Here is a 13,128-nt window from a genome sequence, read left to right as displayed (position 1 = left end):
CAGTGTTTAAAGTTAAACATATTATGCTGTATTCGGCAAAAGATTCTGTTTCACTTCTCTATGTAAAAAAATAGCGGTTACGATGGTAGAAAGTACATCGGCAATCGGGAAGGACATCCAAACCCCAATTTCTCCGTAAAATTTCGGTAAAATTAATATTAATGGAATAAAGAAAAACCCTTGACGCGTTAAGGTAAGCAATAACGCTGGAATAGCTTTACCCACAGCTTGAAAATAGGCTGCTCCAATAAGTTGAATGGCAATAATTGGTGTTGCTGCAAACACCCATCGCATTGCAGACGGTGTTTCTAAAATCACGTTTTGGTCTTTGGTGAATAAACGGGTGATGGCTTCTGGAAACACCATTAGCATTATAAATACCAGAGTTGCCAACCCAGACGCATATAATATGGCGGTTATTATTGTTTTTTGTACACGCTGGAATTTGGATGCACCATAATTAAAACCGGCAATGGGTAAAAACCCTTGTGTAATACCATATACAGGAAACAATGCAAACATAAGCATGCGCCCAACGATAGCGTAAGCTGTAACCGAGGTTTCGCCTCCTAAATCGAATAAAATATTATTCATAAATAAATAGGTGATACTCACCACGGCTTGTCGGGAAAGCGTTACAAAACCTAAAGATCCTATTTCTGAAACGATACGTCTTTGTAGTCCAAAATGACATTTTAATAATTTAAGCTCTGAGTGTTTCGATAAGAAAAACCAAAAAATAAATCCAAAACACAACAGGTAAGAACCTGTAGTTGCCCAAGCGGCTCCCATCATACCCCAATCTAAAACATTGATAAAAATATAGTCTAGAAGCAGATTGCCAACCGAAGGGATCATCATGGCATACATGGCAAATTTTGGTTTGCCTTCTGCGCGAATTACCGTATTTCCCATCATACACAAGGCCAAAAAGGGCACCCCGTACAAAACAATTCTATAATAAATAGTTGCAGGCTCTAAAATAGCGCCTTTACCACCAAATGCAGGAATGATACCATCTATAAACCATAACCCGAATATCACCATAACAATGGTTACCAAAAGGGTAAGGGTAATTTGATTGCCGAAAGTTATGCGTGCTTTTTTAATATTGTCAGCTCCAAGCGCACGTGAAATTATGGACGAACCGCCGATACCAATTGCCATTCCTAGAGCTGCAATAAAGAAGGATACCGGTAAAACTACATTAATGGCTGCAATAGCCGTAGCGCCAATCCATTGCCCTACAAAAATAGTATCTACCAAGATGTTTAAGGACATCACCAAAATACCAATAGATGCAGGAACAGCCTGCATTACCAGAAGCTTGCCTATGGGTTGTGTGCCTAAATCTTGTGATGATACCTTAGCCATTAAGCAATTTTAGGCTTTTTAACGGTGGCCCATTCTTCGGCTATATTGGCTAAAACTTGGGCAAAATCTTCACGTTCATTTAAGCATGGAATAACTGTAAACTCTTTGCCTCCAACTTCATGGAATATTTCTTCCCCTTCCATGGCTATCTCTTCCAACGTCTCTAAACAATCGCTTACAAATGCTGGAGTTACAATGGCCATTTTTTTAATGCCTGCTTTACCCATGCGTTCAATAGTTCGGTCTGTATAAGGCTTTAGCCATGGATCAAATCCGAGTCGGGATTGAAATGATGTTGAATAGGTGCCATTTTTCAAACCTAGTTTTTTTGCGACGTTAACCGTGGTGATTTCACATTGGTGACGGTAACAAAACTCGTGTTGAGGACTTCCTTTTTTAAAACAACATTTGCCGTCCATCTTGCAGTTGCCATTGGTAACATCGCTTTTGCGAATATGACGTTCCGGAACACCGTGATAACTAAAAAGGATGTGCTCATAATCTAATCCATCAAGTGTTTCACTGATACTTTTTGAAAGCAAATCGATATAATCTTCTCGCCAGTAAAAGGCCGGCGTGCTCGTGATTTCTACTTGCGGAAAATATTTAGTAACTAATTCATCTACCTTAACATCGATAGTCTCGGTAGTGGCCATTGCAAATTGCGGATATAGCGGTATCGTTTTTATTTCGGTACAACCTTTATCCACTAATTCTTGCAGCCCTTTTTTAATGGTCATGCTCCCATACCTCATGGCTAGGGCAACAGGGTATTTAACCTTTTCTTGTACTTTTTTCTGAAGTCTTTCTGAAATTACAATTAATGGCGACCCTTCTTCCCACCAAATTTTTTTGTAAGCCTTAGCCGAAGCTTTTGGACGGGTGTTTAGTATGATGCCTTTTACAAGCAAGTTTCTCGCCCATAAGGGTACATCAATCACACGTTCGTCCATTAAAAACTCACCTAGATATTTTTTAACATCTTTAGGTTCTGGACTGTCAGGTGAACCTAAGTTAACTAAAAGAATTCCTTTCATAACTATTTTTTATTCTTTATTGAGAAGGTTTTGCTGTCTTTTAAGACTTTAATAAAGCAGTTCTAACTGTTTCTGGTACAACTGAATTTACAAAAGCCGTCATATTTTCTTCGTTTCCTAAAAACTTCCACCCATTAAAACTAGGGTCTTTAATAGCGAACATGCTAGAATTGTTGTTTATTACTAAAGATAAGGTATCTTCATCTACAGATACGTTTTCTGCGCCAAACTGAGAAGCCATTGTGGATTTCATTAATTCTAAATAGGCTTTTTGCTCCTCTGCAGGCTTATCTTTTTCGGTTAAAAACGTCATTCGCATTTTACTGTTATAAAACACAACAGCATAAGTAATACCCTCTTCTTCCATATCGTCACTAATGCTTGTAACATCGTTAGATATAAACTCAATCTTCATTTGTGGCGAATTAAACATTTGTTCCATGCCCGCCTTCATTTGCTCTCTAGAAGCCATTTCAAACATTTTTGGGTGCATGTAATCTAAAACGCCATCAAGATTCATGGCGGTCATATGGTTATAGTATGTTTCTGCCTCGGTTTTTATGGTAGCGGTGTGCGTTTGAGAAAAACCAGATATTGTAATTAAAAAGGCAATAACCAACGTTGTAAATAATTTCATCATAATATTTGTTTGTAGCAAAAATACGATAGATAATCCACAAAATAGAATGAATTAAATCATCGCTAATTGATAAAATCTATTAAAGTATTCTGAAAGCGTAATGCTTTTGTGTTTTTAAATAGCTGGAAATTTTTAAAAGACCTACCGTTAGCTTTTTATATTTTGCAGGTGTTTTAGCTTAGGGCGATCTTCGGAAGGGTCGCAATCTTGAAAAATACCACAAGACACGTTAGTTCTGGCTAGCGATTTACCTTCTATAAATTGTTTTGAGAGTGCTTCTATTTCTGGGGATAAAAACTTCATAATTACTAGTTTTGGGGTATAGTCAAAAATAAAATATAAATATTAATATTTTTAATTTAGCGACATCACGTATTTTTTAGGCGTTGTACCATACTTTTTTTTAAATGCTGCAATAAAATGACTGGATGTACTATAACCAACTTTATGGCCTACTTCGTTAACATTGTGTGTGCCAGATTCTAGTAATTTACGAGCCACTTCCATTTTATAGTCAAATAAAAAACTAAATACCGAATCGCCATAAATTTGTTTAAAGCCTTCTTTTAATTTTTTAATATTCAAACCTATTTCGTCGGCCAGTTCCTGCAACGTTGGGGGTTCCGCCATTCTAGATACAATAATATCTTTTGCTTTTCTAATCTTGGTAACGCTGCCTTCATCTACTAAAAACGGACACTGTTCAATATCGGCGTCTTCACTTCTATTAAAGTACAAGCTTAATAACTCGTACGCTTTTCCTTTAAAATACAATTGTTTTATGGATGAGTTTAAGCTGTAATTGATTAATTGATTTAAAACAATAGCCATAGACGGTGTAATTACACCATCTTTATAATATTTTTTGTCTTTGTTTTCAGAATTTAAGAACGAAATGTAATCGGCTTCTTGCGAGAATAGTCCATGGAACTTCTGAATGGATATTAATATGGATACTATCCAAGAATTAGGCTCTACCTCAAGATTTACAGGTAATTCGCGCTGGGGGTTATATAATAATAACGAGTTTTCTTCGCTAATATTTAAGCTATAGCGTCCTTGGTTAAAAACAAACCTAGTGCCACCCTTAATGCAAAAATGAAATTGAATAAAGGAGCTATCTATTTCTTTTGCAACACTTTGCGCGACACTTTTTTCGTTTTTAAACATTAATATTAAAAACCCTTCATCTACCTTTGTTTCTTCAAAAGTACTTTTAGCGACACTTTTTATATGATTTTGACCAGTCATTTTTTCGTTTTATTTAGATTTATTCTAAATTAAAGCATTCGAAACACGCAAATACACTGCAAAAATATGACAAATATCATATTTTTAATAGAAAAAGGCTTAAAAAACCACAAACGATATTAAAAGTTCTTCTAGCGTTATTTTTTTATTATCAATCGCTCTACTTTTGTGTGGTAATTTTTGGGTATAGCAATGCATCAGTATAATATTAGCAGAAGTAGTTCTTTTTACGCCATTGGCTTAAGTTATAAAAAAGCGGATGCCGATATTAGAGGTCGTTTTAGTTTAGACGAAGACGCTAAGCATGCGTTATTGCGTCAAGCTAAAGAAAATGGCATTGAGAGCTTAATTGTTACGTCTACCTGCAACCGTACTGAAATTTATGGTTTTTCACAACACCCTTACCAACTTATTGAATTGCTTTGCGATAATACAAGCGGAACAGTTGAAGAATTTAGGGATGTAGCTTACATTTATAAAAACAAAGAAGCCATAGCCCATATGTTTCGTGTTGGCTCTGGGTTAGATAGTCAAATTTTAGGTGATTTTGAAATTATTAGTCAACTTAAAGCAAGTAGTAAACTATCTAGATCTTACAACTTATTAAACCACTTTTCCGAACGTTTGATAAATGCAGTGATTCAAGCAAGTAAACGTATTAAAACTGAAACAAATATATCTTCTGGGGCAACATCAGTATCTTTTGCTTCGGTGCAGTATATTTTTAATAATGTTGAAGATATTTCCAATAAAGATATTTTATTATTTGGAACTGGGAAAATAGGGCGAAACACGTGTGAAAATCTAGTAAAACATACAGAAAACGAGCATATTACCTTAATAAATAGAACTAAAGACAGAGCAGAGCGTATTGCTGGAAAATTTAATTTAATTGTAAAGGATTATGCGAATCTACAGGAAGAAATCGGAAAATCAGATATCTTGATTGTAGCTACTGGAGCACATCGCCCTACAATTGACAAGTACATCATTCAAACAAAAAAACCACTTTTAATTCTAGATTTATCTATTCCAAAGAATGTAAATGAAAACGTTCAGGAATTAGACAATGTTTCGTTGGTGCATTTAGACCATCTTTCTAAAATTACCGATGAGACTTTAGAAAAGCGAAAAGAAGATATTCCTGTAGCAGAGGCTATTATTGAAGAGGTGAAAGGAGAATTTAATAATTGGCTAGAAACTAGAAAGTTTGCACCCACAATAAAAGCATTGAAGCATAAACTTAATGGTTTTGCAGCTGCAGAATTAGATACGCAACGGAAAAAGTTAAGCGATTTTAATGAGGCTCAAGCCGAATTAATCAGCAATAAAATCATTCAAAAAATCACGAATCATTTTGCACATCATTTAAAGGATGATGCTGTTTCTACCGATGATAGCTTGGAACTTATTAAAAAAGTGTTCCAATTAGAAGAACCTCAGAAAACAAATGTCTAAAACCATTAGAATTGGTACGCGCGACAGTGAATTAGCACTGTGGCAAGCCAAAATTGTACAAAGTTTACTCGAAAAAGAAGGCCATCAAACCGAATTGGTCCCCGTGAAATCTACTGGTGATTTAGTGCTGGATAAACCGCTGTACGAATTAGGCATTACCGGTATTTTTACGCGCACTTTAGATATTGCCATGTTAAATCATGATATCGATATTGCGGTACACTCACTAAAAGACGTACCAACAGTTTTGCCAAAAGGTATTATTCAGGCCGCCGTTTTAAAACGCGGTAATGTAAATGATACTCTGGTGTTTAAGGATAATGAAGAGTTTTTAAGTGCAAAAGATGCAGTAATTGCTACGGGTAGTTTACGTAGAAAAGCACAATGGCTCAACAGATATCCAACGCACACTATTACAGATTTACGTGGTAACGTTAATTCCCGTTTGCAAAAACTTCAAGATAGCAATTGGAATGGTGCTATTTTCGCCGCTGCAGGTATTGGCAGAATTGGTGTTAGACCAGAAGAGGCCATTAATTTGGACTGGATGATTCCTGCACCAGCCCAAGGTGCCATTATGATTACGGCGTTAGAAGAAGATGATTTTACAAAAGAAGCTTGTGCGCCACTTAACCATGAGGAAACCGAAATTTGCACAACCATAGAACGCAAGTTTTTAAACCGATTAGAAGGTGGATGTACAGCACCTATAGGGGCTTTGGCTTATATTAAAAATGAGGAAGTCAATTTTAAAGGTGTCCTTTTAAGTAAAGATGGTTCTAAAAAAATACAAATAGAACGTACTGAACCTTTAGGTAAACATGAGGACTTAGCTGTATTTTGTGCAGATTATATTATCGAACGTGGCGGCAAACGCTTAATGGATGATATTAAATACTCGCACAGAGTAACCAATGTGTTTTCTACTAAAAAGTTAACTGAAGATCAGAGAAAACTATTTCATGAAAAGGTTACCTCTAAAAGTGATGATTTCATTAAGATAAGTTTGAATCGTATTCGGCCACAAATCTTAAAATCTGAAATAGAAAATGTGATTATTACCAGTAAAAATGCTGTTGAAGCTTTGGTGACAAACTATTCAGCGGTAGAGTTACAATTCAAAAATATATACTGTGTAGGTCGTAGAACAAAACGCCTTATAGAAAAGAAAATAGGTAAGGTTAAACACTCTGAAAAGAATGCTAAAAAACTGGCCGAATATTTAGTAGAATATATTGAAGGTACAGCAGTAACTTATTTTTGCAGTGATATTAGATTAGATGCTTTGCCGACAATTTTAAGTGACAACAATATCACGGTAAACGAGGTAGAAGCCTACCAAACAAAATATGATGGACACAAAGTTGATGACACTGTTGAAGGCGCTATGTTTTACAGTCCCTCAACGGTAGAAAGTTTTGTACGCAGTAATAAATGCGAAGTGATTGCTTTTTGTATTGGTGAAACCACAGCGAAAGAAGCTAAAAAGCACTTTAAGGATGTTAGGATTGCAAAGGTACCAACTGTGGAGAGTGTAATTGAGTTGGTTAATGAACATTACGTGTGATGGCTTTTAGCCATTAGCTCTTAGCTGTTAGCATCGCGATTACGAAAAAAGCTAATAGCTGGAGGTCAATAGCCAAAAGCTAGAAAACATGAGAGACTTTAGAAAACTAGACATTTGGAAAAACGGCATTGAACTTGTAAAACAAGTTTATCAACTATCTGATGAATTGCCTTCCGAAGAAAAGTTTGGTTTAAGAAGTCAAATAACAAGAGCAGTAGTTTCTATTCCATCAAATATTGCAGAAGGTTGCAGTAGAAATAGTGATATTGAATTTAAACGATTTTTAGAAATTGCAATAGGTTCTTTATTTGAAGTTGAAACACAATTAGTTATCGCACAAGAATTAAATTTTATAACAGTAAATAAACTCGAAACCATTTTTACTTTAATACAAAAAGAAGCAAGAATGATAAATAGTTTAATAAATAAAATCAAAAATAGCTGATAACCTTGAGCTAAAAGCTAAAGGCTAACAGCCAAAAGCCAGTTATGAAGAACGACTTATTTTTAAGAGCATTAAAAGGAGAAACTGTAGACCGCCCACCAGTATGGATGATGCGTCAAGCAGGTCGTTACTTGCCAGAATTCATGGAAATAAAGGCAAAATACGATTTCTTTACACGTTGCCAAACGCCAGAATTAGCCAGTGAAATTACCGTGCAGCCAATACGACGTTATGGTATGGATGCTGCAATCCTATTCAGTGATATATTAGTGATTCCACAAGCGATGAATATTGAGGTACAAATGAAACCTAATTTTGGACCGTATTTGCCAAACCCTGTGCGCTCTCAAAAAGATGTGGATAATGTTATTGTGCCAGACGTTACTGTAGAATTAGATTACGTGTATCAAGCTATAAAAGCAACTAAAGAAAAGCTTAATGATGAAATCCCGTTGATAGGTTTTGCAGGTTCACCTTGGACTATTTTATGCTATTGTGTGCAAGGACAAGGCAGTAAAAACTTCGATAAAGCCAAAGAGTTTTGTTTTACAAACCCAGTTGCAGCACACCAATTATTACAAAAAATTACTGATACAACTATTGCTTATTTAAAGGAAAAAGTAAAAGCAGGTTGTAACGCTGTTCAGGTGTTCGATTCTTGGGGAGGGATGCTGTCTCCGGTTGATTATCAAGAATTTTCGTGGCAGTATATCCAGCAAATTATTGATGCTTTAAAGGACGACGCACCTGTTATCGCTTTCGGAAAAGGCTGCTGGTTTGCACTCGGCGAAATGGCAAAATCTGGTGCTTCAGCTTTAGGAGTAGACTGGACCTGTTCTCCAAAAAACGCACGTTATTTAACAGGAGGCAATATTACATTGCAGGGCAATTTTGATCCTACCCGTCTGTTTTCTCCGCCTGCTGAAATCAAAAAAATGGTACACCAAATGATTAACGAATTTGGTAAAGACAAATATATCGTAAACCTTGGCCATGGTATTTTACCTAACATTGGCTTAGACAATGCCAAGGCGTTTATTGATGCTGTAAAAGAGTATAATATGTAGAGTCATGCCTAATAAATTTCAGCAGCTTGCTAAAAAATATGCCTTATTAAAAAAGGGTTGGACACCACAACAAAATTTGTTTTATGGGTTTTCAACATATATTATTTTAGGTTTCATTCTACTATGCCTGCCGATTTTTCAAAAAGGAAATGCCTCTATTTTAGATCACTTATTTATTTCAACTTCGGCTGTCTCAACAACGGGATTAGTGACGGTTTCAATTTTTGATACTTACAATTTTTTTGGTCAGCTAATTATCATGATTTTGATTCAACTTGGTGGTATTGGTTACTTAACCTTTACTACATTTATGTTGCTATCTACCACCAGAAAAATGACCCTATGGCACAAAAAAATTCTTTCTACAGAATTTACATTACCAAAAACCATAAAGATTAACGACTTTATAAAATCCGTAATTCTCTTTACTTTAATTATGGAACTTATCGGAGCAATTCTATTTTTTATAGCTTTTAAAAGTAATGGTATGCCACTTTGGGAAGCTGTTTGGTCTTCAGTATTTCATAGTGTGAGTACGTTTTGTACCGCTGGTTTTAGCTTGTTCAACAATAGCTTTATGGATTATGTTGATGACCATTTCATCAATTTCATTATATCCATGCTTGCTATTTGTGGTTCTTTAGGGTTTATTGTGATTACCGACTTTGGTTTATGGATAAAGAAGAAAGCACACGAACTTAGTTTTACAACCAAAATTATTCTGTACGGTTTTTTAATACTGCTAACTTTCGGAACAACATTCTTTTATTTCTTTGAGCCTACTATTTCAGAGCTATCGGGTTCATCACGTTTCTTAGGCGCATTTTTTCAAACTATGACAGCAATGACAACGGTTGGATTTAACACTGTAGATTTTGGTTTGTTTACACAAGCTATGATGCTTATTTGTATCTTTTTAATGTATATAGGTGCATCACCTTCAGGAACTGCTGGAGGTATAAAAATAACAACATTAACCGCTGTATTCGCTATAATGAAAAGTCAGTTAACGGGCAGTAAAAACATAACATTCTTAGGGAGAATAATTCCGTTTGAAAGGCTATATATTGCCACATCAGCCTTTATTTTTTATACAGTTATTATTTTAATTGGTACATTTTTGATTACCATTACAAACGATTTTAAATTTGAAAACATATTATTTGAAGTAGCTTCAGCCTTAGGAACAGTAGGAATCAGCACAGGCATTACTGGAGACATTAATACATTTGGTAAAATTGTTATAATTGTATTAATGTTTATAGGGAGATTAGGTGTATTAACTTTTGGTTTGGCTATTTGGTCTAGAAGTACAAAAGACGAGAATGAAACTTCGTTTTTAAAGGATGATATAGCGGTTTAGACTATGATAAAAAACATCATTTCTGGAATTAAAGCATACTTCGGTGCTTTCAGTTTAATTTCAAAATTAAAACTCTGGAAGTATTTTGCTATTCCTATGCTTATTAGTTTTGTAACAGCGATTATTATTTTTGGATCAGCTTATGGATTATCAGATAATATAGGTGGCTTCATTTCAAAAATTTGGATTTGGGATTGGGGTAAGGACGCCTTTTCGTCTATTAGTAATTTTATAGGCGGACTTATTATTATAGTTATCGGTCTTATTCTCTTTAAACACATCATAATGGCATTATCAGCGCCTTTTATGAGTCCCGTTTCAGAAAAAATTGAAGCTCACTTTACAGGAAACCCACCGCATTCACATAGAGACACTACCTTTATGCAACAACTTTGGCGTGGTATCCGCATTAATGGTAGAAACTTATTAATGGAATTATTACTTACTATTCCTATTTTACTTTTAAAGTTCATTCCTATTGTCAATATATTTTCAACCGTTTTGTTGTTTATGGTACAAGCCTATTATGCAGGTTTTGGTAATATGGATTATACATTAGAACGTCATTTTCAATATAAAGAAAGCCTGCAATTTGTGCGTAAACATCGTGGTTTAGCCATTGGCAATGGTATTGTGTTTATTCTATTTTTATTAATTCCGGTTATTGGTGTTATTTTAGTTTTACCCTTGTCAGTAACTGCTGCTTCTACACGAACAGTAGAAGCCTTAGAACTTAAAAACAAACCTGTACATGCAGCTTAGTTTAGGGTCGTATTACATATCACCAATAGAATTAAGAGACGCATGGCACATCTGCAACCTTGTTGTAGCCAATGAAGACCGTTTAAAGCGTTATTTCCCTAAAACTTTAGAGCAAAATTTAACCCCAGATTTATCGAATATTTTTGTTCAAAAGAAAGTAAAACAATTCAACACTAAAGCAGAATTTCTATTTACTATTAAGAAAAATGAATCGAATAAGTTAGTCGGTTTAATTTATATAAAAGCGCTAGATTGGACTAAAAAAAAGGGTGAGTTTGCCTATTGTATTGATTATAATGTAGAAGGCAAAGGCATCATGACGGAGGCTATTCAGCAACTATCAGAATATGCTTTTGAAAATTTAGGCATAGAAACACTTCAAATTATTGTACACAAAAGTAATATAGGCAGTGTAAAAGTTGCCGATAATTGTAATTTCACATACATTAAGACATTAAAAAACGAACATACACCTCTAGGAGAAGCGCCGTTGGATATGGATTTGTATGAATTGTATAAAGAGATTGAGTAAATATTTAACCTATAAGCTTAATAAGACCTGCGAGGTTTTAAAAACCTTGTAGGTCTAAATCTAAAGATTAAAATGAACCTCGAAATATTAGAAAAAGATCATTATTATCATATTTTTAATCGAGGAATTAATAGCGATATTATTTTTCAGAATGAAGATAATATGTTTTATTTCTTAAAATTGATTGAAAAACATTTAAATAATAAAGTTGATATTATTGCATATTGTTTGATGAACAATCATTTTCATCTAGTTGTAAAAATTATTTCGGAAGAATCATTAGCAATCCAATCATTTTCAAATCTCTTTAATGCTTACGCTAAAGCTTATAATAAACAACAAAATAGAACTGGAAGCCTCTTTGAAAAACACTTCAAAAGAAAAAAAATACAAGATGAAAATTACCTGAAAAATTTAATTATCTATGTTCATAAAAACCCCGAAAATCATGGGTTAGTTGAAAATTTTGAAAACTATGAATTCACTTCTTTTCATTCTTATTTAGAAAACACAGTAGCTAAAGAAAAAGAATATATCTTAGGCTTATTTGAAGATATTGATAATTTTCAATACGCGCATAAAGAAGACCTGCAAGGTTTTGAAAACCTTGCAGGTCATGAAAACTCTAATTCTTCACTTAACCTGAAAGGTCTCAAAGAACTTGTAGGTTTGAAAGACAATCAATCAATGAAAGATAAATTCTACCAATACATCCAAGAATTGCAAGACCGCATTACTTCTAAACTGGAAGACATTGATGGAAAAGCTAAATTTCAAGAAGATATTTGGAAACGACCAGAAGGCGGCGGTGGGCGTACTCGCGTGATTGAAAACGGTAACGTTTTTGAAAAAGGTGGTGTAAATATTTCAGGTGTTCATGGGAAACTTCCAAAATCTATGCAAGCGTATTTTAAAGTAGGTGATGTTGATTTTTTTGCCTGTGGACTGAGTTTGGTGTTACATCCAAAAAATCCAATGGTGCCAACCGTTCATGCAAATTGGCGTTATTTTGAAATGTACCCTTCGACTCCGCTCAGGGCAGGTGAGCCAAGAGAAATTATAGCCCAATGGTTTGGTGGCGGACAAGATTTAACACCTTATTATCTGTTTGAAGAAGATGCTAAACACTTTCATCAAATCTGTAAAACTGCTTGTGACAAACACAATCCGGAGTTTTATCCAATGTATAAAAAACGTTGTGATGAATACTTTTACAATGCTCACCGTAACGAAGGCAGAGGCATAGGCGGACTATTTTTCGATTATTGTAAAGCTTCAGAAACCATGACAATGGAAAATTGGTATAACTTTGTAACCGAAGTGGGCGATAGTTTCTTAGAGGCATATGTGCCTATTGTTGAAAAACGAAAAGCATTGCCATATACCGAAGCACAACGCGACTGGCAAGAAATCCGTCGCGGACGTTATGTAGAATTCAATTTAGTACATGACAAAGGCACATTATTTGGATTGAAAACCAACGGTCGTATAGAAAGTATTCTAATGAGTTTACCGCCGCATGTACAATGGGTGTACGACCACCACCCAGAAACTGGGAGTGATGAAGAAAAATTAATAGCCGTTTTACAAAATCCTGTTGATTGGGTTAACAAATAAACGTATTAACAAATA

General features: G+C 34.8%; 13 protein-coding genes. 8 read left to right on the top strand and 5 right to left on the bottom strand.

The genetic code is table 11. The features are described 5' to 3' along the window. Positions 1-21: 21 nt before the first annotated feature. The 5 genes from BMY39_RS01270 to BMY39_RS01255 all read right to left on the bottom strand — a co-directional run bounded on the left by BMY39_RS01270 (position 22) and on the right by BMY39_RS01255 (position 4,302). Complete coding sequence (locus BMY39_RS01270) at positions 22-1,374, bottom strand: MATE family efflux transporter (RefSeq protein WP_092574403.1); 1,353 nt, start codon at positions 1,372-1,374, stop codon at positions 22-24. Beyond that, positions 1,374-2,411 (bottom strand): ferrochelatase, encoded by a 1,038-nt coding sequence (gene hemH / locus BMY39_RS01265; RefSeq protein ID WP_092574401.1) that lies wholly within the window; start codon positions 2,409-2,411, stop codon positions 1,374-1,376. The genes BMY39_RS01270 and hemH overlap by 1 nt, the downstream gene beginning before the upstream one ends. Before the next feature lie 40 nt (positions 2,412-2,451). Then, positions 2,452-3,051 carry a hypothetical protein gene (locus BMY39_RS01260; protein WP_143064726.1) on the bottom strand — a complete coding sequence of 200 codons (600 nt, stop codon included), beginning with the start codon at positions 3,049-3,051 and terminating at the stop codon, positions 2,452-2,454. Positions 3,052-3,198: 147 nt separating this feature from the next. Beyond that, entirely contained in the window at positions 3,199-3,354 is a 156-nt protein-coding gene (locus BMY39_RS15005; protein WP_177176516.1) for a hypothetical protein, read from the bottom strand. A gap of 51 nt (positions 3,355-3,405) precedes the next feature. Then, a complete protein-coding gene (locus BMY39_RS01255; RefSeq protein ID WP_092574397.1) occupies positions 3,406-4,302 on the bottom strand; it encodes an AraC family transcriptional regulator in 897 nt (298 codons plus the stop codon). 192 nt (positions 4,303-4,494) lie between these two features. Here BMY39_RS01255 and hemA point away from each other — a divergent pair, with 192 nt between their 5' ends. The 8 genes from hemA (at position 4,495) to hemF (ending at position 13,113) form a co-directional block, all read left to right on the top strand. Beyond that, a complete protein-coding gene (hemA, locus tag BMY39_RS01250) occupies positions 4,495-5,760 on the top strand; it encodes a glutamyl-tRNA reductase (protein ID WP_092574395.1) in 1,266 nt (421 codons plus the stop codon). After that, positions 5,753-7,327, top strand: a complete 1,575-nt coding sequence (hemC, locus tag BMY39_RS01245) for a hydroxymethylbilane synthase (RefSeq protein ID WP_092574393.1) — start codon at positions 5,753-5,755, stop codon at positions 7,325-7,327. Before hemA ends, hemC begins: the two co-directional genes overlap by 8 nt. Positions 7,328-7,415: 88 nt before the next feature. Continuing rightward, entirely contained in the window at positions 7,416-7,772 is a 357-nt protein-coding gene (locus BMY39_RS01240; RefSeq protein ID WP_092574391.1) for a four helix bundle protein, read from the top strand. A 44-nt stretch (positions 7,773-7,816) separates the two neighbouring features. After that, the gene (gene hemE, locus BMY39_RS01235) at positions 7,817-8,839 is read left to right on the top strand and encodes a uroporphyrinogen decarboxylase (RefSeq protein WP_092574389.1); all 1,023 of its coding nucleotides are present in this window, start codon (positions 7,817-7,819) and stop codon (positions 8,837-8,839) included. Between the two features lie 4 nt (positions 8,840-8,843). Then, positions 8,844-10,202 (top strand): TrkH family potassium uptake protein, encoded by a 1,359-nt coding sequence (locus BMY39_RS01230; RefSeq protein ID WP_092574387.1) that lies wholly within the window; start codon positions 8,844-8,846, stop codon positions 10,200-10,202. Between the two features lie 3 nt (positions 10,203-10,205). After that, entirely contained in the window at positions 10,206-10,964 is a 759-nt protein-coding gene (locus tag BMY39_RS01225) for an EI24 domain-containing protein (RefSeq protein WP_092574385.1), read from the top strand. After that, a complete protein-coding gene (locus BMY39_RS01220; RefSeq protein ID WP_092574383.1) occupies positions 10,954-11,496 on the top strand; it encodes a GNAT family N-acetyltransferase in 543 nt (180 codons plus the stop codon). The genes BMY39_RS01225 and BMY39_RS01220 overlap by 11 nt, the downstream gene beginning before the upstream one ends. A 687-nt stretch (positions 11,497-12,183) precedes the next feature. Further along, complete coding sequence (gene hemF, locus BMY39_RS15185) at positions 12,184-13,113, top strand: oxygen-dependent coproporphyrinogen oxidase (RefSeq protein ID WP_245738190.1); 930 nt, start codon at positions 12,184-12,186, stop codon at positions 13,111-13,113. The last annotated feature ends 15 nt before the right edge of the window (positions 13,114-13,128 follow it).

It is taken from the genome of Hyunsoonleella jejuensis (assembly GCF_900111025.1).
Lineage (GTDB): Bacteria > Bacteroidota > Bacteroidia > Flavobacteriales > Flavobacteriaceae > Jejuia > Jejuia jejuensis.
This window is presented reverse-complemented; position numbering and strand designations above follow the sequence as displayed.

Bases quoted from the DNA above. Each gene is read 5' to 3' on its own strand.
- BMY39_RS01270 (WP_092574403.1), bottom strand. From the start codon at position 1,374: ATGGCTAAGGTATCATCACAAGATTTAGGCACACAACCCATAGGCAAG.
- hemH (WP_092574401.1), bottom strand. From the start codon at position 2,411: ATGAAAGGAATTCTTTTAGTTAACTTAGGTTCACCTGACAGTCCAGAA.
- BMY39_RS01260 (WP_143064726.1), bottom strand. From the start codon at position 3,051: ATGATGAAATTATTTACAACGTTGGTTATTGCCTTTTTAATTACAATA.
- BMY39_RS15005 (WP_177176516.1), bottom strand. From the start codon at position 3,354: ATGAAGTTTTTATCCCCAGAAATAGAAGCACTCTCAAAACAATTTATA.
- BMY39_RS01255 (WP_092574397.1), bottom strand. From the start codon at position 4,302: ATGACTGGTCAAAATCATATAAAAAGTGTCGCTAAAAGTACTTTTGAA.
- hemA (WP_092574395.1), top strand. From the start codon at position 4,495: ATGCATCAGTATAATATTAGCAGAAGTAGTTCTTTTTACGCCATTGGC.
- hemC (WP_092574393.1), top strand. From the start codon at position 5,753: ATGTCTAAAACCATTAGAATTGGTACGCGCGACAGTGAATTAGCACTG.
- BMY39_RS01240 (WP_092574391.1), top strand. From the start codon at position 7,416: ATGAGAGACTTTAGAAAACTAGACATTTGGAAAAACGGCATTGAACTT.
- hemE (WP_092574389.1), top strand. From the start codon at position 7,817: ATGAAGAACGACTTATTTTTAAGAGCATTAAAAGGAGAAACTGTAGAC.
- BMY39_RS01230 (WP_092574387.1), top strand. From the start codon at position 8,844: ATGCCTAATAAATTTCAGCAGCTTGCTAAAAAATATGCCTTATTAAAA.
- BMY39_RS01225 (WP_092574385.1), top strand. From the start codon at position 10,206: ATGATAAAAAACATCATTTCTGGAATTAAAGCATACTTCGGTGCTTTC.
- BMY39_RS01220 (WP_092574383.1), top strand. From the start codon at position 10,954: ATGCAGCTTAGTTTAGGGTCGTATTACATATCACCAATAGAATTAAGA.
- hemF (WP_245738190.1), top strand. From the start codon at position 12,184: ATGAAAGATAAATTCTACCAATACATCCAAGAATTGCAAGACCGCATT.